General features: G+C 68.0%; 20 protein-coding genes. 9 read left to right on the plus strand and 11 right to left on the minus strand.

Going from position 1 to position 25,632, the window contains the following annotated elements; translation table 11 throughout:
- Window positions 1–38 precede the first annotated feature (38 nt).
- The 4 genes from MLP_RS20680 to MLP_RS20695 all read right to left on the minus strand — a co-directional run bounded on the left by MLP_RS20680 (window position 39) and on the right by MLP_RS20695 (window position 4,316).
- Complete coding sequence (locus MLP_RS20680) at window positions 39–1,472, minus strand: RNB domain-containing ribonuclease (protein ID WP_013865125.1); 1,434 nt, start codon at window positions 1,470–1,472, stop codon at window positions 39–41.
- A 122-nt stretch (window positions 1,473–1,594) separates the two neighbouring features.
- Entirely contained in the window at window positions 1,595–2,377 is a 783-nt protein-coding gene (locus MLP_RS20685) for a zinc ribbon domain-containing protein (protein WP_013865126.1), read from the minus strand.
- 438 nt (window positions 2,378–2,815) lie between these two features.
- Window positions 2,816–3,388 carry a histidine phosphatase family protein gene (locus MLP_RS20690; RefSeq protein ID WP_013865127.1) on the minus strand — a complete coding sequence of 191 codons (573 nt, stop codon included), beginning with the start codon at window positions 3,386–3,388 and terminating at the stop codon, window positions 2,816–2,818.
- On the minus strand, window positions 3,381–4,316 hold the full coding sequence (locus MLP_RS20695; RefSeq protein ID WP_013865128.1) for an acyltransferase domain-containing protein: 936 nt from the start codon (window positions 4,314–4,316) through the stop codon (window positions 3,381–3,383). Before MLP_RS20695 ends, MLP_RS20690 begins: the two co-directional genes overlap by 8 nt.
- Before the next feature lie 81 nt (window positions 4,317–4,397).
- On the opposite strand from MLP_RS20695, the gene MLP_RS20700 reads away from it, so the two are divergent.
- Both MLP_RS20700 and MLP_RS20705 read left to right on the plus strand, forming a co-directional pair.
- On the plus strand, window positions 4,398–5,906 hold the full coding sequence (locus MLP_RS20700) for an aminopeptidase P family protein (protein WP_013865129.1): 1,509 nt from the start codon (window positions 4,398–4,400) through the stop codon (window positions 5,904–5,906).
- Window positions 5,899–6,861 carry a methylenetetrahydrofolate reductase gene (locus MLP_RS20705; RefSeq protein WP_013865130.1) on the plus strand — a complete coding sequence of 321 codons (963 nt, stop codon included), beginning with the start codon at window positions 5,899–5,901 and terminating at the stop codon, window positions 6,859–6,861. The genes MLP_RS20700 and MLP_RS20705 overlap by 8 nt, the downstream gene beginning before the upstream one ends.
- 193 nt (window positions 6,862–7,054) lie before the next feature.
- Here MLP_RS20705 and MLP_RS20710 read toward each other — a convergent pair whose 3' ends face one another.
- The 3 genes from MLP_RS20710 to MLP_RS28145 form a co-directional block, all read right to left on the minus strand.
- Window positions 7,055–7,558 (minus strand): general stress protein, encoded by a 504-nt coding sequence (locus tag MLP_RS20710; protein WP_041790398.1) that lies wholly within the window; start codon window positions 7,556–7,558, stop codon window positions 7,055–7,057.
- A 147-nt stretch (window positions 7,559–7,705) separates the two neighbouring features.
- Window positions 7,706–9,205 carry a D-alanyl-D-alanine carboxypeptidase/D-alanyl-D-alanine endopeptidase gene (gene dacB / locus MLP_RS20715; protein WP_172641608.1) on the minus strand — a complete coding sequence of 500 codons (1,500 nt, stop codon included), beginning with the start codon at window positions 9,203–9,205 and terminating at the stop codon, window positions 7,706–7,708.
- A gap of 121 nt (window positions 9,206–9,326) precedes the next feature.
- A complete protein-coding gene (locus tag MLP_RS28145) occupies window positions 9,327–12,113 on the minus strand; it encodes a LuxR C-terminal-related transcriptional regulator (RefSeq protein ID WP_172641609.1) in 2,787 nt (928 codons plus the stop codon).
- A gap of 157 nt (window positions 12,114–12,270) precedes the next feature.
- On the opposite strand from MLP_RS28145, the gene MLP_RS20725 reads away from it, so the two are divergent.
- The 7 genes from MLP_RS20725 to MLP_RS20755 all read left to right on the plus strand — a co-directional run bounded on the left by MLP_RS20725 (window position 12,271) and on the right by MLP_RS20755 (window position 20,865).
- Complete coding sequence (locus MLP_RS20725) at window positions 12,271–12,855, plus strand: DUF6790 family protein (protein ID WP_013865134.1); 585 nt, start codon at window positions 12,271–12,273, stop codon at window positions 12,853–12,855.
- Complete coding sequence (locus tag MLP_RS20730) at window positions 12,852–16,115, plus strand: FG-GAP repeat domain-containing protein (RefSeq protein WP_013865135.1); 3,264 nt, start codon at window positions 12,852–12,854, stop codon at window positions 16,113–16,115. The genes MLP_RS20725 and MLP_RS20730 overlap by 4 nt, the downstream gene beginning before the upstream one ends.
- Entirely contained in the window at window positions 16,112–16,789 is a 678-nt protein-coding gene (locus tag MLP_RS20735; protein ID WP_013865136.1) for a TMEM175 family protein, read from the plus strand. The genes MLP_RS20730 and MLP_RS20735 overlap by 4 nt, the downstream gene beginning before the upstream one ends.
- Before the next feature lie 30 nt (window positions 16,790–16,819).
- Entirely contained in the window at window positions 16,820–18,121 is a 1,302-nt protein-coding gene (locus tag MLP_RS20740; protein ID WP_013865137.1) for a magnesium transporter MgtE N-terminal domain-containing protein, read from the plus strand.
- Window positions 18,111–18,665, plus strand: coding sequence for a DUF1003 domain-containing protein (locus MLP_RS20745; protein ID WP_013865138.1), 555 nt, complete (start codon window positions 18,111–18,113; stop codon window positions 18,663–18,665). Before MLP_RS20740 ends, MLP_RS20745 begins: the two co-directional genes overlap by 11 nt.
- 5 nt (window positions 18,666–18,670) lie before the next feature.
- Window positions 18,671–19,576, plus strand: a complete 906-nt coding sequence (locus MLP_RS20750; RefSeq protein WP_013865139.1) for an aminoglycoside phosphotransferase family protein — start codon at window positions 18,671–18,673, stop codon at window positions 19,574–19,576.
- 122 nt (window positions 19,577–19,698) lie between these two features.
- The gene (locus MLP_RS20755) at window positions 19,699–20,865 is read left to right on the plus strand and encodes an Mrp/NBP35 family ATP-binding protein (RefSeq protein ID WP_013865140.1); all 1,167 of its coding nucleotides are present in this window, start codon (window positions 19,699–19,701) and stop codon (window positions 20,863–20,865) included.
- A gap of 358 nt (window positions 20,866–21,223) precedes the next feature.
- Here the strand turns inward: MLP_RS20755 and MLP_RS28700 are convergent, their stop codons facing one another.
- From MLP_RS28700 to sigE, 4 genes are read right to left on the minus strand one after another with little or no spacing between them, the layout of a single operon-like run.
- Window positions 21,224–21,703: a sec-independent translocase gene (locus tag MLP_RS28700; protein ID WP_013865141.1), complete on the minus strand. Its 480-nt coding sequence runs from the start codon at window positions 21,701–21,703 to the stop codon at window positions 21,224–21,226.
- 9 nt (window positions 21,704–21,712) lie between these two features.
- The gene (locus MLP_RS20765) at window positions 21,713–23,203 is read right to left on the minus strand and encodes a S1C family serine protease (RefSeq protein WP_013865142.1); all 1,491 of its coding nucleotides are present in this window, start codon (window positions 23,201–23,203) and stop codon (window positions 21,713–21,715) included.
- Between the two features lie 13 nt (window positions 23,204–23,216).
- A complete protein-coding gene (locus tag MLP_RS20770; RefSeq protein WP_013865143.1) occupies window positions 23,217–24,776 on the minus strand; it encodes a zf-HC2 domain-containing protein in 1,560 nt (519 codons plus the stop codon).
- Window positions 24,773–25,438: an RNA polymerase sigma factor SigE gene (gene sigE / locus MLP_RS20775; protein ID WP_013865144.1), complete on the minus strand. Its 666-nt coding sequence runs from the start codon at window positions 25,436–25,438 to the stop codon at window positions 24,773–24,775. The genes MLP_RS20770 and sigE overlap by 4 nt, the downstream gene beginning before the upstream one ends.
- Between the last annotated feature and the right edge of the window lie 194 nt (window positions 25,439–25,632).

The following is a 25,632-nucleotide window of genomic DNA, read 5'->3' on the forward strand; positions in this document are numbered from 1 at the left end:
CTGGTGATTCGCGCAACCCGTAGCGGGGTCAGGGCTGCTCAGACGCGGCTGAACTCCGCCTTGCCGGTTGCCCAGTCTGCCGAGATGAGCCGCAGGCTGACTTCGGCACCCAACGGCAGATCCGGCCCGCTGACACGCGCCTGCACGGCCGGGTCGGCCACCAGCACGATGCCGCGCTTACCCTTCGACTCCACGTCGACAACGGTCCCGGTGAACTGCTCACCGACTCGGTCGTGCAACAGTGACACCTCGACCAAGTCCACGACCGCCCGCTCGTACTTCTTCGCGCGGGACTCGGCTGCTGTCATCAACTCAGGGAGCTCCGGCAGGGCCGCCCGGGTCCAATCGGGCACCGGCTCGCCCGCCGCCAGTGCCAGGCAGATCTCGCCGACGAATCGATCGATCAGCCGACGCAACGGCGCCGTCGCGTGCGCATAGTCGGTGGCCAGTGCCGCATGCCGAGTCTGCCCCGGCACGGTGCCGTCGAAGGCCGCGTAGCCAGCCCCACGAAACAGTTCGGTGCAGGCGTTCAGCATGGCCGCGTGCGGAGCGATGACCGGGTCAAGACTGCGTACGAACTCCGGGTAGGACTGCTGATCGGGCCAACTGATCTGGAGCGCATCGGCGGTGCGCCTGAGTCGCTGCAACGCGGTGGCTTCCGCCGGTGGCAGGGTACGCAGGATGCCGATCCGACCGGCCAGCATCAACCGCGCGGCCGCGATCCCGGTGAGCAGCGAGATCTGCGCATTGAAGCCCTCGACCGGCAGGGTTGCTCGATAGCTCAAGGTGTATTGCCCACGATCGTCGACGCCGACCTCCTGGGTCGGAATCTGCAGGCTCACGCCGCCACGGTCTCGTTCGCGTTCCTCCCGCAGTCGTCCGACCTCGACGAGCAGAGCCAGGGTGCTCCGTGCGGCTCCCCCATCGACCTCACGTTGGGCCTGCTCGTACGTCAGCTGCTCCCGACTCCGGACGAGGGCGCGCACCACCGTGGCCTCCATCAACTCGCCGTCGTGATCGAGCCGGAGGGTCCACAGCAGGGCCGGGCGGTCCTGATCCGGAAGCAGACTGGCCGCTCCTTCGCTGAGCACCGGTGGATGGAGCGGCGTACGTAGGTCGGGGGCATAGAAGGTGAGCCCTCGATGCCGCGCCTCGACATCGATCGGATCTCCGGCCGCGACGAAAGACGCCACCGCGGCGATCGCATACGAGACCTGGTAGCCCTGCCCGCTGCGCGCGATGTGCAGAGCCTGATCGAGATCCCTCGATCCCGGCGGGTCGATGGTCACCAACTCGAGATCGGTCCGGTCGAGAGCCGGCCGACGGGCACGCGACGCAGCCCGCTCGGCGGCCGCGGTCACCGACGGCGGGAGTTGCGCCGGGATCTCGAGCCGCGCTCGCAAGGCGGCGAGCGCTTCCTGCAAGGTCGTCGGAGTGTCAGTCGTCGGCAGCGCTACGATGCGAGCTGGCATGAGCGCAACCTACCTCTCCCTCACCCGTCGCGAACGGCAGAGCAGCAAGTGACGACCAACCGTGCGAGAGCTTGGGTGCGAAGTCGCACCAGGACTTTCACCAGTCCGGCAGGATCCCTTCGTCAGATCCCGGACTGATCGGTCCGGACCAGGATCCGGCCGCACTCCTCGCAGCGCAGCACCTCGTCCGCTGCCGCAGCAGCGAATGCGCGCAGGTCGGCCGCATTCACCTCCAGACGACAACCGGTGCAGCGACGCTGAACCAGTTCGGCGGCGCCGACGCCACCGTGCCCGGTGGCGATCTTGGAATAGAGAGCCAACAGGTCGGCCGGCAACTGGGGCGTCAGGGCCTCGCGGTCCTGGCGACGGGCCGTGGCGTCGGACTCGATCACAGCTAGCTGCTCATCGCGTCGCACGGTCGCCGTCAGCTTCCGCTCGGCCAATTCGGCGGCCTCGGCCTGTCGCCGGTCCCGGGTGGCGATCGCCTCCTCCAGTGCCTCCATCACCTCCAGTTCGGCGTCCTCGAGATCGCTGATCCGCTTTTTCAGATGCTCGACCTCCTCGATCATGGAGTTGAGCGCCTTGGGATCGGCGATCGTGCCGTCAGCGATCCGCTGCTGGTTGCGGGCGAGTCGTTGCCGGACCGGTTCGAGGTCGGCCTCAGCTCGTTCCTGGTCGGCCTCCAGGTCGCTGACCGCGGTCTGTGCGGCGACCAGGGCGTCGTCGAGTTCCTCCGACTCCACCGTGAGGCGCTGCAGCTCGCCGTGCTCCGGCAGCGTACGGCGTCGGTGCGCGAGCTGGATCAGCGCGCTGTCGAGCGTCTGGACCTGCAACAACAGCTTCTGGGCGTCCGTACTGGCCTTGATGATGACCTCCTGGATAGGCGCGGACCAAGGTGTGCCCAACCCTATTCCCCACGCCTGCCATCACGCGCGAATGCTCGAAGTCGGTGGTTGGGGCCGCCTTCTTGGCACCGCGGTTCGTCATTCGTCTCCTCCGCTGACCTGACTCCGCCGCCACACCAGTGGCCTATTCCGACTTCGGGTTGGAGTCTTGGGAGCGCAGCCTCACAGCGAGTGACGACCCGTCGCGGGCGGCCGTGAGGCGGAGCGAGGGCTCCGTCTGGACTGAGGAGAGAGCAAACACGCTCTTTCGTTTGCGAACGACGAAGGAAGACGGAGTCCTGGGAGCGCAGCCTCACAGCGAGCGACGACCCGTCGCGAGCGGCCGTGAGGCGAAGCGAGGGCTCCGTCTGGACTGAGGAGAGAGCAAACACGCTCTTTCGTTTGCGAACGACGAAGGAAGACGGAGTCCTGGGAGCGCAGCCTCACAGCGAGCGACGACTACACAGCATTCCAGCGCAGCATGGCTGGTCGATCCTTCTCCTCACCCAGGATGGAGATGGTTCCGGTGTCGAGCGGGAAGTGTGCGCCCCACATCAGATCCAGTCCGAGCCAGCGTACGGCGAGCGCCCGCAAGGCGTGTCCATGACTGAAGCAGACCGCCCGCTCCACGCCGGCATGCCGGATCCGCTCGATGACTCGGTCCAGCCGCTCGCTCACCTGACCGTGGGTCTCGCCGCCAGGCGTCGGGTGGGTGAAGATCGTCCAGCCCGGATCGGACTCGTGGATCTGCGCGCTGGTCAGCCCCTCGTACTCGCCATAGAACCACTCAGCCAAATCCTCGCTGATCTCCGGCTGGTACGCACCCGAGAAGCCCGCCAGCTCGGCGGTCCGCCGGGCTCGCTGCCGCGGACTGGACAGGATCAGCTCGAAGGAGCTCGGATCCAAGTGCCCTCGCAATGACTCGGCCTGACGAACCCCGTTCGAGGTGAGCCCGAGATCGGTGACCGAGGTATGCCGACCGCTGGCGCTCCACGTCGTCTCCCCGTGCCGCACCAGATACAGCTCAGTCATCGCGGTCGAGCCTTTCGTACGAGCCCACGCCAGGTGTGTCGAACGGGATCCGACCGCCCCAGACCTGCCAGTGACCACCACTGTGCAGCCGGTCGAGGATCGCGCGTTGCAGCGAGGTGTCTCGCGGCAGCGAGTCGAGGTCGACCGGCGGGCGCCGGTTGAAGGTGAAGAAGAGCGCATCGTCATCGCCGATCGCCGGTTCGCCTTCCAGTGACCAGCGCCGCTGAAACCTCACCATGTTGGACGAAGCTGGCAGCGCCTCGGCCAGCTCGGGATCCAGCAGCCAGCTGGAGCAGACGAAGGCGTCGGCCGGATATTCGTCGAAGTGCTTGGCGAAGAACCGCCGCGCCCACCGGAAGGAGGCGTCCACCTCGTCCGAAGTCAACGGGCCAGACCGTGGGATGTGCGTCGACAACACCCAGCCGGTCGACGATCTGCCGCTCGGCCAGAGGTTGAACTGTAGCCGGCCCAGCCAATACAGCGCCCCCGACCAGGCGATCCGCAGCCAGCCGTGGGTGTGGATGCCGAAGGACCCGAACGTGAGCCGATGCACGAACACCTGCTGCCCGAGGTCGGACAAGGCGCGCCACGAGTCGTCGGCCGCGATTCCTCGTGAGGTGTGGAAGGAGCGTACGTCGTCGACGCAGGCCAGCAGCGCCATCAGCTCCAGCACACCTGACCCGCAGGGCGACTCGGTGCCGCCGTCGGGCCAAGGATTCGGCACAGTGTCCTCGTCGAGTCCGCGAAACTGACCGATCCCGAGCAGCAGGAGGTCCACCATCCGCTGCACCTGGGCAAGCTGGTCGGAGCGTTCCAGCACCGACGCCGCCGCCGCGAGCGTGTCGGCCCGGTCGTCGTCGCGAAATCCGAGCAGGATCAACCGATCCGACAAGTCGGGCGCAGAGAGCCGCTCGCGTACGTCGGTCATGGGCGGAGCCTCTCGGGGAGTGCGAGAGCGCGACCATGCATCGCAGTCACGGTCTCACCCTACGGGTGACAGACTGGCCAGATGAGCGAGACCCAGCCTGAGCTGCCCAACCGTCAGACGCCGTTCTCCGAGGCGTTCAAATCGTTCATCGCCGGCGGGTGGGCGCCCTACCCCACCGAGCTGCCGACCCCTCTGCCGGCCTCCCTTGCGGCCGCCGCTCGACGCGCCAAGGTCAGTGCGCTGTTCCCCGGCCAGCGGCTGGTGATCCCCGCCGGTGGTTTGAAGATCCGTTCCAACGACACCGACTACCGGTTCCGTCCGCACTCGGCGTTCGCCCACCTCACCGGGCTCGGCACCGACCGGGAACCGGATGCCGTGCTGGTGCTGGAGCCGACCGACGATGGCCACGACGCAGCGTTGTATTTCACCCCCCGGGCACCGCGGGATTCGGCGGAGTTCTACTCCGATGCGCGGTACGGGGAGATGTGGGTCGGTCGTCGCCCCTCCCTCGAGGAGCTGGCCGCGCTGTGCGGCATCCGCTGCGTACCGCGGTCCGAGCTCGATGAGCACCTGGCCAAGAACGCCGCCGAGACACTGATCCGGGTGCTCCGCGATGCCGACCCCGCGCTGGCAGCCCGGCTCGACGAGCTGCGCGCCGCCGCCGAAGAGTCTGTCGAAGAGTCCGTCGAGGGCACCGAGGAAGAGGCCAAGAACGTTCAGGACACCGAGTTCGCCGTGGCGTTGAGCGAGCTGCGCCTGGTCAAGGACGACTTCGAGATCGAGCAGATGCGGGAGGCGTGCGCCAGGACCGCGGAGGCGTTCGAGGCGGTCGTTCGCGATCTTCCCGAAGCCGTACGCCGCGGTCGCGGCGAGCGCTGGGTCGAGGGGATCTTCGGGCTGCACGCTCGGCACGCCGGCAACGCGATCGGCTACGACACCATCGCGGCCTCCGGCGAGCACGCCTGCACCCTGCACTGGATCCGCAACGACGGCGATCTGCGCGAGGGTGACCTGCTGCTGCTCGACGCCGGCATCGAGCTGGACACTCTCTACACGGCTGACATCACCCGTACGCTGCCGGTCAGCGGCCACTTCAGCGATGACCAGCGGATGGTCTACGAAGCGGTACTGGAAGCCCAACAGGCCGGGATCGACGCCGCGAAGCCAGGGGTGAAGTTCGCTGATGTGCACAAGGCCGCGATCACGGTGCTCGCCCACAAGCTGGAGGAGTGGGGACTGCTGCCGGTCAGCGCCGAGGAGTCACTGTCGACCGACGGCGGGCAGCATCGCCGGTGGATGGTGCACGGCACCTCACACCACCTCGGCATCGACGTCCACGACTGTGCCCAGGCACGACGGGAGAAGTACCGCGACGGTGTCCTCGAGGAAGGCATGGTCATCACCGTCGAGCCGGGTCTCTACTTCAAGGCCGACGACGAACTCGTGCCGGAGAACCTGCGCGGCATCGGCGTACGGATCGAGGACGACATCGTGATCACCGCTGACGGTGCGGAGAACCTGTCCGCCGCACTCCCCCGCTCCAGTGCGGATGTCGAGGCCTGGATGGCTACTCTGCTGCCTCGTGACTGAGCCCTCCTCCGCCTCCGGCACCACACCGAGCGCGCGTCCGTCGCTGCCCACCCTGGTCGAACAGGGCCGCGGCGGGATGCTGCTGTTCGGCATCACCCCGCCGAAGACGAGCACCACGGTGGAGGACCGAGCGCGGATCGCCGGCATCACCCTGCAGCGGTTGGCGCACCTCGATCTCGACGGGCTGCTGCTGTACGACATCGATGACGAGAGCGACCGGGTCACCGACGACCGACCGTTTCCGTATCTGTCGACCATCGACCCGGCTGCCTACTACGTCGATCACCTCGGCGCCTGGCACAAGCCCGTGGTCCTCTACCGGTCGGTCGGCAAATACGGACCCGATCAGCTCGGCGCCTGGTTGGATCAGACCGATCCCAGCCAGCAGCTCGGCGTCTTCGTCGGAGCCTGCTCGCGTGACCATGTGGTCCGTACGACGCTGCGTCAGGCCCAGCAGCTGCGCGCCGATCGGCAGCCCGACCTCGCCCTGGGCGCGGTGATGATCACCGAGCGACACACCGCCCGGGGCGACGAGCACCTGCGGATGCTTGCCAAGCAGGAGGCCGGCTGCTCGTTCTTCGTCAGCCAGGTGATCTACGACATCGACGGCACCAGGAGCGTCCTGTCGGACTACTTCTACGCGTGTGCAGAACGCGGCATCGCGCCGCGCCCGGTGATCTTCACCCTGGCGATGTGCGGATCCCTCAAGACACTGGATTTCTTGCAGTGGTTGGGAATCCAGGTTCCTCGCTGGTTGCAGAACGACCTCAGGTACACCGACGACCCGTTGCACGTGAGCTACGCGCATTGCCTGCACGCGGCCGAGGATCTCGCCGCCTTCTGTCGGCGGCTCGGGATCCCGTACGGCTTCAACGTGGAGAGTGTGGCCATCCGCAAGGCCGAGATCGAAGCCGCCGTGGAGCTGGCCGGCAACTTGCGACCTCTGCTGAGATGACGAGCACACTCAGAGAAACATCCATCTTCTTACCGCCGGTGGTTGGCGGCGTGGCGCAGCAGTGACCGTGTTCGTGGCCGGTAGAGCTCGACTTCCGTACTTCTGTGGCCCGCCGGCGCTAGACGTACACCTCGGGCTGGAGACTCCGGGCAGACCCGGCACGAGAGGTGGACCGACGCTCGGGGTGCCCGGCTCACTCGAAGGCGGCGGCGCGGCCACCCGGACGCTGCTGCAGCATCTCCCGAGCCTGGACCGCGACCTTGTGCTCGCAGAGCACCTCGTATTTGGTGGCCACCGTCTGGGTCACGGAGGTGAAGTCGCGCTTGCCCCGGGTCATGGCGTAGCCGACGGCGGCGAAGGTGAGCCCGATGGCGATGCCGATCGCCAGACAGGTCACCAGCATCAGCGCCACGCTCGGCGGGTTGGCGAAGATCAACATCACGATGCCGACCAACAGACCGGTCGAGATGCCCGAGGAGACGCCTTGAGACAGCACGGTGCTCCAGGACTTACGGCCGAGCACCCGCTCCACAGACTTCAGGTCGGTCCCGACGATCGCCAGGTTCTGCACCGGAAAGCGCTCGTCGGCCAAGTAGTCCACCGCCTTCTGGGCGTCGGCGTAGCTGTTGAAGATGCCCACCGACTGGGGAAACTGCAACTCGAACAGCGAACCGGGCTGCGGACGCTGGAAGGACATGGGGGCCACCTCTTGACGGGTTCAGTGCACCCAGGATTCTACCGCTCGACCCTGTGCATCGACTGTGTCCGCGAGACCCCCGCGAACTGGCCGCGAGGTCTCGGTGAAAACCGCGAATGCGTCCAGAGGCTCCGAACCAGGCCGTCCTCAGCGGCGCCAACCGGCCAGCGTGACGACCAGCTTGTCCTCGACCGGCCGCGGCGAACTCTGGGTGTAGTTGCTGAGCATCGAGAAGACATACAGGTGCCCGTCTCGACCCTTGACATATCCGCTGAGCGCCGTCACCCCGGTCAGCGAACCGGTCTTCGCCCACGCGTTGTTCTCTGCCCGAGTGCCGTTCATCCGATAGCGCAGCGTGCCGCCGACCATCCGGTTGGTGTTGCCGGCCACCGGCAGCGACGCCTTGAAGGCCGGGAACCACGGCTCGGACTGAACCGCAACCAGCAGTGTCCCGAGAGCCCGCGGAGTCAGCGTGTTGGCCCGGGTCAGCCCGGATCCGTCGGAGAGCGACACGCCGGTCATCGGCACTTTCCGCAGGGTCAGGTACGCCCGGGTCGCCGCCAGCCCGTTCGTCCAGGTGCCGACCGCACCGGAACGCTTGGCACCCATCGCCTTGGTCAGCGCCTCGGCATGCATGTTGTTGGACAGCTTCATGAACGGCACCAGCAGGTCCTTCAGCCGCATCGAGTGGTCGGTCGCGAGCACCGTGCGCTTGCCGTCCGGCGTGGCGAGCACTGTCGTACCGCCCTTCACCGAGACGCCCGCCTTCTTCAATTCCGCCCGGAAGATCGCCGCCGCGTACAGGTCGGGCCGGTTGACACTGATCAGCGCACTGCCGGAGCCTCCGCTGGGCACCCGGCCACGCACGGTGATGGTGCCCGACCCGTACGATCGGCCGACGCCCACGGTCCACGATGAGCCCTTCGCGCCGGTCTTGGTGAGGTTCTTGATCGACAGGTACGACTTCGCCGCCGCCGGTGTCGTGGTGATCTTGGCCTTCTTGCCGACCGCGCCGGCGCGATACGTGATGATCACCGTGCCGGAGTCGTAGTCGGCGTTCGGCGCCAATGTCAGGGCCGAGATCGGCGCGGCGTAGTACGCGTCGGCATAGCTGGTGCGCCAGGCCGGGTTGTAGCGAACACTGTCGAAGTACGTCGCGTCGACGACCAGCTTGCCGGTCACGGTCTTGATCCCGGCAGCCCGGACCTGCTTGGCCAACGAGGCATAGTCGCTCTGCCGGGCCGTGGGATCCCCGTATCCCTTGAGATAGAGCCGACCGTTCAGGGTGCTGCCGGTGACCTTGGCCCGCTTGATCACCTGGGTCTGGAACCGATAGTCCGGACCCAGGGTGTGCATCGCCGCCGCGGCGGTGACGATCTTCGTGTTCGACGCTGGGATGGTGGCCTGGCTGCCCTTGCGTTGATAGAGCTCACTGCCCGTCGCAGCGTCGAGCACGGCCACCGCAGTCTTGCCCTTGGTGATCCGGGAGTCCTTCATCAAGGTCGTGAGCTTCTTGGCCAGCGCCGGATCGCTCACCGGTGCTGCAGCTGCCTGGGGAAGCTGCTGGGGCGGGGCCACGAGTGCGGCACTGGTGATCATCAGCCCGGCCGCAACCGCGGCGACGAGCGAACGGGGGGTGATGGTCATCGCGATACGCCGCGTGAGCATCCCGCCCAGCTGGGGAAGTGATCTGGACACTGGACCTCCTGGTGTGTCCGCACCATAACAACCGGGAGCCGAAGAATGCGGGAGGTCAGTCGGCAGGAGGTCAGTCGGGCAGGTTGACGCCGGTCAAGTCGGCCCGAGACCGTAGACCGAGCTTGGCCAGGATGTGTGAGACGTGGGTCTGCACCGTCCGCGGCGACAACCACAGCTGGCTGGCGATCTGGGGATTGGTCCGGCCGGCGCGGACCAGTCGTGCCACCCGGAGCTCGGTGGCGGTCAGACTGTCCGGTCCGAAATCGACCGTACGGTGCTTGCTGCGTGGCCCTCGGCGCAGCCCCAGGCGGCGGACCCGACCGAGCACCCGGTCCCGGTCGGGGATCGCCCCCATGTGTTGGTAGCCGGAAACCGCCCGTTCCAACGGCTCGCGAGCCAGGTCGGGGCGGCTGGTCCTCGCCGCCACACACGCCGCCTCCTCCCAGGCATAGGTCGCCAGCAGGTGCACGCCGTAGCCCTCGAAAGCCCGCGCCGCGGCAGTGAGCAGCTCGGCATCGGCTCGGCACATGCCGACCAGCTGATCCACCACGGGAGCGACGGCGGGACAGCCGGACACATCCAGGCCAGCGAGCCGAGAAGCCATCCGCTCGCAGAGCCCGAGGTCCCCGCCGGTCAGCGCGACCCGCGCCACATCGGGGGCGAGTGAGAGCATCCAAGCCGGGCTGATCTCCTCGGCGGCTGCCCAGAGTCGATGTGCCAGAGAGACTGCCTCTGGCAGCGCCGGTGTCACCTCCAGGACGGCGAGTTCCGCCCAGCCGGGGTCGTCGGCACCGAACTGCAGCGGCAAGGTCCGCTCCTCGAACAGCCGCAGTCGCTGCCGGGCGTCCGTCAGCCGACCACGGTGCGCCTCCAGGTAGGCCCGCTGACCAATCGCCGTGGAGATCCATCCGCTGCCGATCTCCTCCGTCATCTCCAGTCCAGCATCGAGCTCCGCCGATGCGTCGTCCCACTCCCCGGCCAGGATCGCGACGCTGGCCGACACGAAGCAGTGGTACGGATCCAGCCAGCGGGCTCCCACGTCGGCGGAGGCTTCGCGGCAGCGCGTCACTGCTTCGGCCGCCGGCCCCACCCCGCGGGCAGCCAGCTCGAACACCGGAGGCCAGACCAACGCACTGCGCCGCGCCCGGACGCCGCTGTCGTCGCCGGCCAGCAGCTGTAGCTGCCGCTCGATCAGCACGGAGGCCTGGTCGGACCGCCCCCGCAGGTGCGCGGCGCAGCTCAGCAAGGTCAGCACGCTTGACTCGATCTGTCGTCGCTCCTCCGCCGCCGACTCCCCGAGCAGCGCGGTGGCGGTCTGCTCGGCCTCCCGCCACTGGCCTGCCATCGCGGTCACCCAGCACCGCAGTGCTCGGAGCTGGCGAGCGGCGGCCGGTGGGAGCCGGCCGGCCAGCAGCCGGTCGATCGAGTCCAGCGCCGCACTGGTCTCGCCGCGATCGAGCTGGGAACGGATCCGCAGCTCGTGCAGCTCCTGCCGGCACTGTGGGTCCTGACTGACGGCAAGCTGCGCCTCGGCCAACCGTTCCGCGGCCTGATGCTGCCCGGACCGTTGAAGGGCGGTCGCCCGCTCGACCGTGAGCCGGTCGTAACCCGCCTCGGACCCGTCGACGACGATCTGCAGGTCACCGAGCAGGTCCGCGGTCACCGCCGGAGCGTGCGCGCTGGACTCCTCGGCGGCCGATCGGAGCGCGCGGGCAAGCTCGGCCTGGCCGGCCCCGCCCCGTACCCGATCGTCCGCCGAGCGCGCCAGATGCTCGGCCACCACCGCAGCCGGTGCCCCTCGGTCGCGCAACAGCTCGGCCGCCCGGCGATGCAGCGCCACGCGGTCGACCTCCTCGAGCTGCGCGTACGCGGCCTCGCGGTACAGCTCGTGACTGAAGTCCAGGGATTTGACATCGCTCCAGACCGCCAGCCCAGAGCGCACGGCCCGGTCGGCGGCCGTCCACCGCGAGGCGCTCGACAGATACGACATGGCGCCGAGATCCTCCAGCGAGGCGCCGCTGCCCAGCACGGTCATCGCACCCAGCAACTCGGTGACCGACTCGTCCAACTGGCTGAGATGGCCGCGTACCAGCGCCGCAAGACCGTCGGTGTTCGGCGGCGGGTCCCCCACCAGCTCGATGGTGCCCGCACCGGCCCGGTCCAGAAGGCCGCCGGCCTCGAGCGCGTTCACCATCTCGGTCGCGAACAGCGGATTCCCGCCAGATCCCTGCAGATGCGCCGACAGCCGAGGTCCCGGCGCTCGCCCGGTGAGCCGCCGGACCAGCCCACCGACCATGACGGTGTCCATCGCCGGCAAGGTCACTCGGCACCGGACCTGTCCGGTGAGCAGCTCGACACCCTCCGACCGCGGATAGCTGCGCGCTGAAATGAGCATCATCAGCGGCAGATCTCGGGCCGCCCAGACCAGTCGGCGCAACACTCGCAGCGAGGCCGCGTCGGCCTGATGCGCATCGTCGACCCAGCAGACGACCGGGCCCAACGCGCACCGAGCGTCCACCCGCTCGAGGGCGATCTCGGCCGGGTCGGCGGCCTCGCTGGGACCGACCAGCTCGTGGATGACGGCGAAGCTGACCCGGCGATGCCGTTCCTGGGCTCGGGCGCTCAGCACCCAGGACCCACCGGCCCGGGCGGCAGCGACCACGGCGCGGCACAGATGGGACTTGCCGATCCCCGGCGGACCCTCGACCAGCACCGAGTCGCCCCGATGAAGGGGAGCAGCGATCACCCCGTCGACCACCGTGCGCAGCCAGGTCTCGATCTCGGCCCGCGAGCCTTCCCCCGGCGCCTCGATCCGCTCACCGGGGTCCGGGAGCCAGCGCATACCGGATCTTCCCATCTTCGCCCGCCTGCCGGGGCCGAATACCGATGGCGGATGATTCCGGTCCGGTTCGCCGAGTCCTGCTCGTCGTCGGCGGATGTCTCCCCGCCGGTCGGTCCTTACGGTCGGGGACGAAGACGACTCTGACGAATCCGAACCGAGAGCAGGTGCAACCATGGTCGACTTGATCGGATTGCTGATTGCCGGATACTTCGTCACCTTGCCGGTGCTGGGCATGCTGGTCGCCCTGGTCTTGATCGCGATCGGTCCCAAACCGATCACCGCCGCGCGGGTGTACGAGACCCTGCTGCGCCAGTTCCTGCTGTTCGGGATCGGGCTGGCCTACGTCGTCAACTTCATCTTCCACAGCTTCTTCGGCGAGCTGGCTGCCTCGCTGATCGGCTGGGAGGACAGTCCCTTCCAGTTCGAGGTCGGGGTCGCCAGCCTGGGCTTCGGGCTGGTCGGCTTCTTCGCCATCAGCCGTGACACCGCCGTCCGGTTCGCCGCGCTGCTCGGTCCGGCAGCATTCGTCTGGGGTGCCGCAGTCGGGCATATCATCCAGATCGTCACCGCCGGCAACCACTCACCCGGAAACGCAGGGTTCATGCTGTACGCCGACATCCTCTTGCCGTTCATCAGCTTCGTGCTGCTCTGGCTGGCCGCCCGCCACCCGTTGCCAGAGGGCCAGGACGCACCGGATGGAGTGGGTGGCACCGCGGATCTGCGGCCGCGCGTCAGCCACGGGAGCCCCCGGCGGTGACCGGATGCCTCGCGCGGTGGCTCAGCCTGGTGATCAGTACGGCTTTGATCCTCGGATTGCTGGTCGCCACTTCGTCCGAAGCCGACGCCAAACCACGCAAGCCGAAACCTTCCACGCCGCCGCTGACTGCTACCCCGTTGACGTGTCCCAACTCCGATCCCGACCAGGACTATCTGTGCTCGATCGGGCCGACGTACACGCTGCCAGGGCTGACCGACCTGAACGGCTGGACCGAATCCGAGCGGAGCATCCTGTACGGCGACTTGGACGGCGACGGGGTCGACGAAATGGTGGCACGCGGACGTACCGGTCTGGAGGTCTACCGGTTCGACGCCACGTTCGGGCAGTGGAGCCAGGTGCGGATCGACACCACGATCCTGTCCGACCATGACGGCTGGGGAGACCCGATGTACGGCTCGACCATCCAGTTGGGCGACGTCGACGGCAACGGCAAGGCCGAGGTGGTCGCCCGCAGCGCGGCGGGTCTCGTGGTGGCCGCCTATGCCTGGGACCAGGCGACCAACGTCGGGACGTGGACCTGGCTGAGCAAGGCGGGCCCGCTGACCAACGCCGACGGTTCCAGTCAGCCGCGCTACTACGAGTCGATCCAGCTGGTGCCACTCGGCAGCACAGCCGGGTCGACTCGAGTCAACCTGATGGCCCGCGGGTCCGACGGGCTCAGCCTCTACCGCTATCAGAGCGGCACCTGGCAGAAGTCAGCTGTCAGCCCGACGTTCTCCGACGCCCAGGGCTGGTATCAGCCGCAGTACTACGCCACGATCACCGCCTGGGATGCCACGACAGTCGTCGCCCGCGCCGCGAACGGCCTGTTCACGGTCACGTTCGCCGCCGGCACCGGCACCGGTGACAACTGGGGCAGTTGGACTGGGCCGACGCCGGGCGCGGCGAGTGGTGTCTGGACCGACGGCCAAGGCTGGAACCAAGCCCAGTACTACTCCACCATCACTCCGCTCCGCGGTCACGGCACCCAGATCATCATGGCCGCTCGGGTGCCCGGGGGCATCGGCACGGCCACCCGGCAGCCCGATGGCAGCTGGACGGCCAACCCGATCGCCACCGGCGCCGACAGCATCTGGAGCCAGCCGATGCACCATGCCACCGCCCAGTCCGGCGACATCGACGGCGACGGTGCCGACGAGTTTCTCGTTCGTGGTCCGGACGGCATGCTCACCTACCCGGTCGACGCCGCCACCGGCAGATTCCTCGGTCCGGTGTCCGCACGAGTCCCGGCACTGATCGATGCGGACTGGTCCGACGCCTCCCGCTACGGCACCATCGCGACCGCCCAACTGGAGAAGGGCAAGGGCCGGGCGCTGCTGGCCCGCGGCGGCCACGGCATGCGGACTTGGCGATATGACACGACCACCAAGACCTTTGCCCGCTACCGTCCGTACGGCAATTTCCCCGCCCTCGATGCGACGGCGTTGACCAAGCTGCAGGGCGAACTCGGACTGTCCATTCCGATCCGGCAGACCTTCACCGACCCGACCCGTGACAACTCGTCGGACACGCTGAATGACTATCGGACCAGCATCGAGAAGGGGTGCCAAGGCACTCCGGTACGCATGAACCCGAGCCAGTACTCGAGCTGCGCTCCGCCGACCGGCTCTGGTGTCAGCACCGAGACCTGGACCGCCGTGTCGAACCAGCTGATCGCCGAGCTGTATTGGGCCAGCAATGTCGTCGACCACTTCGAGGCCGTCAACTCCCTGCAATGGCAACTCTTCGACGACGAGGACGGCCAGCTGCCGGCGACCGTCGCGGCGCTGAATCTCGACGAGTCATCGGCGACCCGCTCACTGGCGCCGGCCGACGACACCTCAGAGCTGGAGGGGATCTACAGCAACGAGTTCAAGATCTTGTCGGCATTCACCGCTCTGGTTCCACCCATCGCCTTCGTCCTGAACTTCAGCTCGGCGGCGCTGAGCCTCGCCGCGGCAGCCACACCGAGAAGCAGCCCGGACCATGCGGGCGGCGACCGGTTCGCCAAGACGTACAACGAAATCCTCGCGACCATGACGACGAACCAGGAGGAACTGGAGACCCAGATCGCCAGCCATCGCCACGATGTGCTCGCCGACTACGGACTGTTGGCCACGGTCGGGCACCTCGTGGGATCGCAGACCTGGACCCTGAACCAGGAGGCCGCCGTCAGTGCCGGCCGTCAGGCATTCCAGACCTGGATCTACCAGAAGTTCGTTCCCGTGCTGTGGGACTACTGGGACGTCAAGGAGTGTCGAACCTGGGACCAGCCGATCTATGTCGACCTCTACAACGATCCGTACACGCCGGCGTGCACGCTTCCGCAGGCCGACGCTGCCGTCCAGGTGCTCAACCTGGTGGACGGGTTCTACGGATTGCTTCCCCGCCAACAGATGTGCTCGCCGTCACCGCACCCAATCCCTCAGGTCTGGTGGTGGGACTGCAGTTTTGTCGGACTGAGCCAGGCTGGCTACAAGGATGCCGTCACGGTGCTCTTCGGCCCGATCAGCGACGACTGCACCTACGACGGCTCCGGCGACGACCACGCCTGGGACTACAGCTGCAACCTCGGCCTCAGCCTCTCCCAGGTGCTCGACTGGGACGATATCTCGCACCACGGATGCACCTGGGACACCCCCGACTTCCCGCGCAATTGGGACGACAATCCTGGCGGTGAGTGCAACGGTGTCCAGCCGCAGAGTCTGGTTGCCGGCGCCGCGCATCTGCGTGGTCGACAAGCCGGCCAGATCACCATGACCCTGCGACAACCCGTACCGAAGAAGTTCGACCTTCGCGGCGCTGAGGTCTACCTCGAAGACGTCCTGCACGAAAGCGAAGTCGGCGAAGAACTCGTCAACCACCGCAGCGACAACGACGCCTTCCCCGTGGGCACCACGGTGGCCCGCGGCGCCACGGCCGACCGCGCGCAGTTCACCATCAGACCGAAGCAGGCCAAGAAGAAGCACGGCCGGCAGAAGACCCCGACGGCGACCGTCCACGGCTCCCTCCGGATTCACCAGGGCCAGCTCGAGGTGAGGCTCCGGATCGACGAAGCCGCCTTCGATCAGCCGCAGACCTGTGCCGACGACAGCCTGGCCCACCTCAACACCCACATCGTGGTGTCCAACGCCAAGAAGCGCCAGCATGCCCAGTTCCTCGCGATCAGTCCGTGGACCTGCGTCGACCCGCCCGGACCACGGCCCGTGAGCCAGCTGACGTACGGCGCGCAGCGCGGACCGATCAAGGCCGGCCGATGACCGAAGGGCACGCAGTGGCAGAGATGGAACGACGACCGGTCGAACGGCTCGTCTTCTTTACCGACGCCGCCGTGGCGATCGCCCTGACCTTGCTCATCCTGCCGCTGATGGAGGACGTCGGCGAGGCCACGGCGCACGGTGCGGACACCTACGAGTACCTCGCCGACAACGTCGATCCGCTGATCAGCTTCGTGGTCAGCTTCGTCATCATCGCGCGCTACTGGCGGCTGCATGACACCGTGTTCCGGCACGCCGAGTACGAGCTACCAGGGCTGTTCGGCCTCGACATGGCCTGGCTGCTGTGCATCGTGTTCCTGCCGGTCGCCACCGCACTCGTCGGTTCCGCGGCCCCCGACCGGGTGCAGTACGTCCTCTACATCGGCACCATCCTGGCAGCCAGCCTGTTGCTGACCGTGATGGTGATCCGTTTCCGTGCCGATCCGAGCTCCTGGAAGAAGGGTCACGAGCTCCCCGCGTCGTTCGTCACCGGCTGCCGAGTCGCCTCGACCCTGATCGCCATAGCCCTGGTCATCACGATGATCTTTCCGGCGATCGGCTATCTGTCACTGGTGCTGCTGGTGCTCTCCGGCCGGCTCACCAAACTGGTCTCTCGACGCCGATCCACCCTCGACCGGTCCCAGACCGATGGACACGCGAGCGACGGCACCACCTGATCTGTCGCCTCGGCCGGATACCCTCGCCTCGTGGCGCGTGAGACCTCGGTCTTCATCTCCCGGCTGAAGAACCTGCCCGTCCTGGACGTGGCGAGCGACCAGCTCGGGCGGGTTCGCGACGTCATCGTGCAGCGCCGCGCCGACGGCCGACCGCCTCGGGTCAAGGGTCTGCTGGTCGAGTTGTTCGCCCGGCATCGCATCTTCATCTCGATGGCCCGGGTCCGCAGCATCGACCCGCTGCAAGTCGTCATCTCCGGCACGCTCAACACTCGCCGCTTCGAACGCCGGGAGTCGGAGATCCTGGTGATCGACGACCTCTTCGACCGACGAGCCGAGCGGATCGACCAGCAGGCACCGGCGGTGGTTTTCGATGTCGCCATGCAGGCGGTCCGGATGCACGAGTGGGAGCTCAGCGAGGTCGCCATCCGCGACGCCAAACCCCGCAGCTTCGGTCGCCGGGGTCACGTGACCATCCTCGACTGGGATGACGTACGGATCAGCGGGATGGACGACACCGGCCAAGGCACCGAGCATCTGCTGGCCGTCTTCGAGGACATGAAGCCGGCCGACATCGCCCGGGAGCTGCACGACATGTCCTCCGAGCGCCGCGCCGAGGTGGCTGCCGCGCTGGACGACGAGACTCTCGCCCATGCGCTCGAGGAGTTGCCGGAGGAGGAGCAGGTGCAGCTCATCGAGGGGCTCGACCCGGAACGGGCCGCCGATGTGCTCGAGGAGATGGATCCCGACGACGCCGCCGACCTGATCGCCGAGCTCGCACCCGAGGTCGCGGAGCGACTGCTGAACCGGATGGAGCCGGAGGAGGCCAAGGACGTACGCCGGCTGCTCGTCTACGAGGACTTCACCGCCGGCGGCATGATGACCCCGGAGCCGGTGATCCTGCCGCCGGGCGCCACCGTGGCCGAGGCGCTGGCCAAGGTGCGCGACGCCGAACTCACCCCCGCCCTCGCGTGCATGGTCTACGTGTGCCGCTCCCCATTGGAGACGCCGACCGGACGCTATATCGGCGGTGTCCACTTCCAGCGGCTGCTGCGTGAACCGCCGTCCACCCTCGTGTCGACACTCGTCGACTCCGAGTTGGAGCCGCTCACTCCGCAGACCCGGCTGGGTGTCGTATCGCGTTACTTCGCGACCTACAACCTGGTGAACGCGCCGGTGGTCGATGCCGCCAAACGGCTGCATGGTGCGGTCACCGTCGACGATGTCCTCGACCACGTGCTGCCGCCTGACTGGCGCGGCACCCAGATGGATGCGCTGTCTGCGCAGGCCGCGCTCGGCCGGCGCGGTCGGGGTCGGGCGGTGAGTGGTGGCTAAGGCGGAGCGGGACGCAGAGCGGCTCAACACCCCCGGTCGCCGGAAGCGCTCGCTGCTGCCCCGCTTCCGTTGGGATCGAGACACCTTCGGCCAGTTCGCCGAAGGGTTTGCCAGGTTCATGGGCACCGCGCGTTTCCTGGCCTGGATGACGATCATCATCATCTGTTGGGTGCTGTGGAACATCCCCTTCGGACCACCGCGCCCGCAATTCGACGCGTACCCGTTCATCTTCTTGACCTTGGTCTTGTCGTTGCAGGCCTCGTACGCGGCCCCGCTGATCCTGCTCGCCCAGAACCGGCAGGAGGCCCGGGACCGCGTAGCGCTGGAACGGGACCGGGAGCAGGCCACGCAGAGCCGGGCCGACATGGACTATCTCGCCCGGGAGATCGCCGGCCTGCGGATGTCGGTCGGCGAGCTGGCCACTCGTGACTACCTGCGCTCGGAGCTGCGCAGCGAGCTGCGCTCGATCCTGGCCGAGCTGGACGACGAGGAGCGAGAGCGGGAGCGGAGCCAGCTGGGTGAGCATCGTCGAGGCGAGCGCTGACTTCGTTGGGTGCTGACGAATCACCGCCCGATCTCGAGCTGGCCCGTCGACTGGTCGCCGAGCAGTTTCCCCGGTGGGCCGACCTGCCGGTCCGCGAGGTGGAGCTCAGCGGCTGGGACAACCGGACGTACCGGCTCGGCGACGAGCTGAGTGTCAGGCTTCCTCGGTCACGGTATTACCGAGAGCAGGTCGCCAAGGAGCAGCTTTGGCTGCCGATCCTGGCGCCGCAACTGCCCCTCCCGATCCCACAGCCGGTTGCTCGCGGGCGGCCCGGACTCGGCTATCCGCACGAGTGGTCGGTGTACCGCTGGATCCAAGGCTCTCCGGTCCGGCTCGACCTGATCGAGGACCCGGTCTCCTTCGCCCAGGCGGTCGCCGAGTTCCTGGTGGCGCTGCGTGCCTGTGAGGCGACCGACGGACCACTCCCTGGCCAGCACAACTTCTGGCGAGGAGCACCGTTCGAGGTGTACGCCGACGAGGCCCATCGCTCGTTGGGGGAACTCCGTGATCTTGGCGAGCTGTCGCCGGCCGAGACTCGAAGTGCCAACGCGATCCTGGCGGAGGCAGTCGCCAGCACCTGGCCGGGTCCGCCAGTCTGGTTCCACGGCGACGTCGCGTACGGAAACCTGCTGGTCCGGGACGGTCGGCTGGCAGCGGTGATCGACTTCGGCTGCAGCGGCGCCGGCGATCCGGCCTGCGACCTGGTGCTGGCCTGGACCCTGCTGCCGCGTACGGCTCGGCCGGTATACGCCCAGACACTCGGGCTCGATCATGACACGTGGGCCCGCGCTCGCGGCTGGGCGCTGTGGAAGGCGCTGATCACCGTGGTCGGCCAGCGCGAGAACAATTCGATCGCCGCCGAGGAAGCCCGACGGGTGATCCGCGAGGTGCTGACCGATCCGGTGCACTGAGCGGCCGTTGCCTCGTGGTCGGGATACGTCATCGGGATACGTCAGCAGGAGCGGCGGCCCGCTCGACCACCTTGCTGGAGAGACGGCACCGGATCGCGGGCGTACCCAACTAACCTGGTCGAGTGCCCGTCTCGACCGCCGCTCCACTGCTCGACCGCGTCCGTACCGCCCTGGGCGGGGTGATCGATCCCGAGATCCGGCGACCGATCACCGAACTGGGCATGGTCGCGGCCTGTGAGGAGAACGCGCCCGGCGCCGTCCGGGTCGAGGTGCTGCTGACGGTTTCCGGTTGCCCGATGCGCGACACGCTCCGACGCGATGTGACGGCCGCGGTCTCCGCGGTCGAGGGCGTCGAGTCGGTCCAGGTCGATCTCGGCGTGATGAACGATCAGCAACGAGCCCAGCTCCGGGACCACCTGAAGGGCGGCCAGGCGGAACGGGAGATCGTGTTCGCCCGGCCCGACTCGCTGACCACGGTGATCGCGGTCGCGTCCGGCAAGGGTGGAGTCGGCAAGTCCTCGGTGACGGTCAACCTGGCGATGGCGTTGACCCGGCTGGGCCGTACGGTCGGAGTGCTGGACGCCGATATCTACGGTCACTCGATCCCGGCGATGCTCGGGGTCGCCGACGCCCGTCCGACCGCGGTCGAGGACATGATCATGCCGGTGCCCACCAACGGGCTGAAGGCCATCTCGATCGGGATGCTCAAGCCCAGCCGGGACCAGGTGGTCGCCTGGCGCGGGCCGATCCTGGACCGGGCGCTGACTCAGATGCTGGCCGACGTCTATTGGGGCGACCTGGACTTCCTGCTGCTGGATCTGCCTCCTGGTACCGGCGATGTGGCGATCTCCCTCGGCCAGAAACTGCCCAATGCCGAGGTGATCGTGGTGACCACTCCGCAGCAGGCGGCGGCCGAGGTGGCCGAGCGCGCCGGCACGATGGCTTCGATGATGAACCAGCGAGTGATCGGTGTCATCGAGAACATGGCCTATCTGGAGACCGTCTGCCCGCACTGCCACGAGAGCCATCGGGTCGAGGTGTTCGGTTCCGGCGGCGGCCAGGAGGTGGCGGCGAAGCTGACCACTCGGCTGGGCTACCAGGTGCCGGTGCTCGGTCAGGTGCCCCTGGATCCGACGCTGCGCGTCGCGGGCGACGAAGGCGTACCGGTCACTGCCGGCGACCCGGATTCGCCCTCCGGCCTCGCCCTCACCGCGATCGCCGAGCAGTTGGCCAAGCGCGGTCGCGGACTCGCCGGCCGCCAACTGGGCGTCTCCCCCACCGGCCGCTGACCCCACTCCGCACGTAGCCGCCCGCTTGCGGGTTCGTCCCGGTGGGTTAGTCGGGCTCACACGGTCGTATGTGGCCCGGCGGCGCCATCCGTACCCGTCCCCCGCCGAACCCGCGATCGTCCGTGGCCCCGCGGCGCCATCCGTACCCGTCCCCCGCCGAACCCGCGATCGTCCGTGGCCCCGCGGCGCCATCCGTACGCGTCCCCCCACTCCGCACCAGTTCGTGTGGCCCAACTCCGACTTCGCACCATTTAGTTGCACTGCGCACCAGGTGCGCCTGGTGCGCAGTGACAGCAAATGGTGCGAAGTCGAGTTGGGTCGACAGCACCCCCGGCTCGGGGGTGGGGTGGGGAATGGGTTAGGTCGCGTCCGGGTCGAACGGGGTCAGCACTCGAGGGCTGGCGACGCCGTTGGTCGCCGCCACGCCAACCGCTGCCGCACCAACGGCTGCCGCGGCACCCACCGTCCCAGCGGCGGAGCCGTTCGACCGCGACGCGCTCTTGGCGTCGTCGACTGCCGCCGTCACATCGGAGGCCGCAGTACGCCCCGCGGCCGTGCCCTCGGCGAGTTCCTTCTTGACATCGTCGACCAGGGGTTCGACGTCATCGAGCAGGTGCTTCTGGATGAAGGTCTTGGGGTTCAGATCCCGTACGTCGACATCGGAGAACTCCGGGCCGAGCTCGTCCTTCAACTGCTGCTGCGCGCTGCCGGCCATGGTCCGTACGTAGTTGATCACCCGAGCCGCCTTCCGGGCGAACTCGGGGAGCTTCTCCGGGCCGAACAGGATCACGGCGAGGACCGCCAGGACCAGGAGCTCCGGAGCCCCTACGTCGAACATCTGCTCACGCTAACCTTCACGACTCCCCAAAGTCACTTCAGCGGTCTGCTGCTGCGCGCCGCGTTGATAGGTCAGAGTGACCTTATCGCCGGGACGATGGATCCGGATGGCAACGATCAGCTCCTCGGCGGTGTCGACCGGCTGGTCATCGATCTTGGTGATCACATCGTCCACCCGAAGGCCCGCCTGGTCGGCCGGTCCATCGGCATCCACCTGGGACAACCGGACGCCGTCGGCGGCGTCACCGCCGACATTGACGCCGATCACGGGATAGGTCGCCTTGCCGTCGGAGATCAGCAGCTTGCCGATCACCATCGCCTGGTTGATCGGGATCGCGAAGCCCAGACCGATGTTGCCGCCTGCGTCGGCGCTCTGCCCCATCGTCAAGATCGCGGAGTTCACGCCGATCACCCGCGCACCCGCGTCGACCAGCGGCCCACCGGAGTTGCCCGGATTGATGGCTGCGTCAGTCTGGATGCCGTTGATGTAGGCGCTCGGCGAGTCGGCGCCGGCGTTGGAGTTGACCACCACCGGGCGGTTCTTCGCACTCACGATCCCCTGGGTGACCGTGCTGGCCAGCGCCAGCGGCGAGCCGATCGCCACCACGGACTCGCCGACCTGGACATTGTCGGAGTCACCGATCGCCATCGGGGTCAGCTCGTGCTCCTCCTCCAGTTTGATCACCGCGAGATCGTACGACGGGCTGCGCCCCACGAGCTTGGCCTCGACTCGGGCCCCGTCGGAGAACACCACCGTGATCCGACCGCCGTCGGCGGCGTCGGCGATCACGTGGTTGTTGGTCATGATGTGGCCGTCGGAGTCCAGCACGAATCCCGAGCCGGTCCCACCGGATCGGCCCGAGCCGACGCGGATCATCACCGTGCTGGGCAGCGCCGTCGCGGCGACCTGCACGGTGTCGATCTGGTTGGGTGCGGCGGGCACTGGTGTCTGCGGTGCACCGCCGGTCCTCGACGGCCGCGGCAACGGTGCGCTGCTGGGTGTGGTCGACGTCGGTGCGGTGGATCCGGCGAGCTTCGCGCCGCCGTAGCCGGCCGCCGTGCCGACCAGTGCCGCCAACAGGACCGAGAGCAGCAGGATGAGTCCGGTACGCGGTCGACGCGGCGATCCGCCGCCGGCAACCGGCACCTGTCTTGGGCCGGGCGGCGGCGCCGGCGAATGCACCACGGTCGGCGGCCCTGAAACGGGCGGCCCCGAAATGGGCGGCCCCGCGGTCGGTGGCGGCCCACTCCGCGGGCTTGCCGAACCGTGGCTCGAGACGTACGGCGAACCGGTCGGCGGCGGATAGCTCGACGCGTAGGTCGGCAGCACCTGGGTGGGATCCTCGACCGGTGGCGGCTGCTGACCGAACGGACCGTAGTAGGCGTTTGCCGGATCGCCGTGTTGAGTCGAGTCCGACCGGTCCCGGAAGAACCAGTCCGCGCTGGACTCATCCGCGGCCCGGTCTCCGTCCGGTCCCGCCGAGCGGTCCTGGTCAGTCACTTCTCGTCACCGCTCATCGCCCTAGGATGCGGGACCAGCCCGCACGAACGCGCTCAATCGTAGTCTGGCCGCGGAAAGCCTTGTGTGGCAGCGCGGCGACGGCTGCGGTCAGCGTGACGGGTGACCCATCGGTCACCACGGTCAGCACGACATCGCCCGAGGACCAGGTCGCGGTGCTCGGCATCCCGCTCGTGACCCAGGCACCAAGGGTCTTGTTCTGGGTACTGCCGGCCGGTGCGTCCTCCAGCCGGCCGCGCTGTTCGACGACACTGACCGTGGTGAGTCCGTCGCTGTAGATCAGATGCACGAGGTCCGGGTGGGCGGGACCATCGGTACGGATCCGCTGCAACTGCAGACCGGCCAGCCGATCGAAGCAGATCCAACCGTTCTTGCGCAGCTCGGCTGCCCGCGAGAGCGTGAGCGTGGTCGTCGTCCGTGCCGGCGAGGCAGGCAACGCGACCGTATCCTCGCTCACCTGCCCCATCTGCAGGTCGGTCAACCGGCTCGAGGTCACCAGGTTGCCGTAACCATCGAAGGTCTCCTGTCCCAGGATGAGAAAGGTCTGCTCGCCGATCCACCAGCGGGCTACCACGCCGTCCGCCTCGTCGTCGGCCGCCGGCTCGGCTCCGCCGGCTGTCTGATCGCCTGGCTGATCAGGAGCCGGCACCGACGGGTCGACCGCCTCGACCACGACAGCGGGACGACCGCCATACAGCTGTCCCTTCCAGCCACGCAGCGTATAGCGGCGCGCCAGCAACTGGACCAAGTCGGCATCGGCCAGTCGACTCGAGTGCTCCGACTCGATATAGGTCAGCGTGACCGGCGCCGCCGACGAGTCCGACGGCACGGTCCGCAGCTCCAAACCGGTATCGCCGCGGCTGATCACCTGCACCGTGTTGCTCACCTGCTGTCCGTCGCGGGTCAGTGTGACGACCTGGTTCGCGGTGTAACTCGACTCCCAGCCGGCCTGGCCGGCGCGCACCAAGACCTTGATCGCTTTCGACTTCGACAGCGGCTTGCCCGACCGCGAGATCGGCTCCGGGCGATCCATATTGGTGCCGGTGACCGGTGCCAGACCCTGCAAAGCCCCACTGACCCGCCCGTCCAAGGGAAAGCCAGAGACGGCAGTGGTGAACTCGATGGTGGCCTGCCTCGTCGGATCGACGTTCGCCAGACTCACGGCCGGCGCGCTGACGTAACCGATGCCGAGGATGGCCAGCACGGCCAGGCTGGACCCCAGCACAGCCGCGAGCACGCGCGCACGTACCAGCTGCTGGCGAGTAGGCAGCCGACCAGGTGTCTGGGTGCGGCGAAACGGACGCGTCCACAGTGGCTCGGTGGCCTCGTCGCCGGCGATCGAGACGAGGCGATCCGACAGATCGACCGGCGCCGAGTCCAAGGTGCCGGCTGCGGTCAGCAGCGATCGGATGTGCCGCATCTCCGCGACGTCTCGTCGGCAGTCGGCACAATCGACCAGATGGGCCAGAAGCCGCTCGCGGTCACTGTCCCCCAGCGCACCATCGACGTACGCCGACCGGAGTTCGTCCAGGTCAGCGCAGGACTCCGGCCTCACGAACCCCTCGCGTACCCCGGTATCGACTGACCGGCCAGCGCCGGCATCCCGCCCTGTTCGACCTCGACACCCAGATAGCGCTCGCGCTCGCCGCTCGGGCGCCGGTGTGCCAGCGCCGTACGCAACTGCGCCCGACCACGGTGGATGCGGCTGCGGACGGTGCCGATCTTGGTGTCCAAGACCGCAGCGATCTCCTCGTACGTCAGTCCCTCGATGTCACAGAGCACCACGGCGGCGCGGAACTCCGGCGACAGGGCCGCCAGGGCGGCGGCGACGTCATGATCGAGACCGGCGTCGGCGAGCACCTCCGACGGCGTGGGCCAGTTGCTCGGCAGCCGCTCGTCGGCGCCGTCGGCGAGTCCGTCGAAGCGGATCTTCTGCTTGCGGCGGGCTGAGTCCAAGAACAGGTTGGTGGTGATGCGGTGCAGCCAGCCTTCGAACGTACCCGGCTGGAAGGTGTGCAGTGAGCGGAAGACCCGGACGAAAACATCCTGGGTGAGATCCTCGGCATCGTGGGGGTTGCCGGTCAGCCGGTACGCCAACCGATAGACCCGCGCACTGTGGTCCCGGACGATCTGCTCCCAGCTCGGCGGCGTCCACTGCTGCGGGGCTGGGGGCGCCCAGGTCCGACCGGGAGCAGCCGTCCCTGCTGCACTCGACACCGCGGGAGTCGACCCCGCGGTCGTCGGGACGGTTTCAGGCGCCGGCCAGTGAGTCACGACGCCTCCCTTCCCTTGCTTGTCGATCACCAACGGACTCTTATTCTCCCGGATGATTCTGGGCAGAGACTGAGACGAAGCTGTCAGCAGCCTGTGCGCCGGGCCGCTTGTGACCAAAGTCTCGGTGAGCGATGTCT

The organism is Microlunatus phosphovorus NM-1 (assembly GCF_000270245.1).
Lineage (GTDB): Bacteria > Actinomycetota > Actinomycetes > Propionibacteriales > Propionibacteriaceae > Microlunatus > Microlunatus phosphovorus.

Coding starts and splice junctions, on each gene's coding strand:
- MLP_RS20680 (WP_013865125.1), bottom strand. CDS start 1,472: ATGCCAGCTCGCATCGTAGCGCTGCCGACGACTGACACTCCGACGACC.
- MLP_RS20690 (WP_013865127.1), bottom strand. CDS start 3,388: ATGACTGAGCTGTATCTGGTGCGGCACGGGGAGACGACGTGGAGCGCC.
- MLP_RS20695 (WP_013865128.1), bottom strand. CDS start 4,316: ATGACCGACGTACGCGAGCGGCTCTCTGCGCCCGACTTGTCGGATCGG.
- MLP_RS20700 (WP_013865129.1), top strand. CDS start 4,398: ATGAGCGAGACCCAGCCTGAGCTGCCCAACCGTCAGACGCCGTTCTCC.
- MLP_RS20710 (WP_041790398.1), bottom strand. CDS start 7,558: ATGTCCTTCCAGCGTCCGCAGCCCGGTTCGCTGTTCGAGTTGCAGTTT.
- dacB (WP_172641608.1), bottom strand. CDS start 9,205: ATGACCATCACCCCCCGTTCGCTCGTCGCCGCGGTTGCGGCCGGGCTG.
- MLP_RS28145 (WP_172641609.1), bottom strand. CDS start 12,113: ATGGGAAGATCCGGTATGCGCTGGCTCCCGGACCCCGGTGAGCGGATC.
- MLP_RS20725 (WP_013865134.1), top strand. CDS start 12,271: ATGGTCGACTTGATCGGATTGCTGATTGCCGGATACTTCGTCACCTTG.
- MLP_RS20735 (WP_013865136.1), top strand. CDS start 16,112: ATGACCGAAGGGCACGCAGTGGCAGAGATGGAACGACGACCGGTCGAA.
- MLP_RS28700 (WP_013865141.1), bottom strand. CDS start 21,703: ATGTTCGACGTAGGGGCTCCGGAGCTCCTGGTCCTGGCGGTCCTCGCC.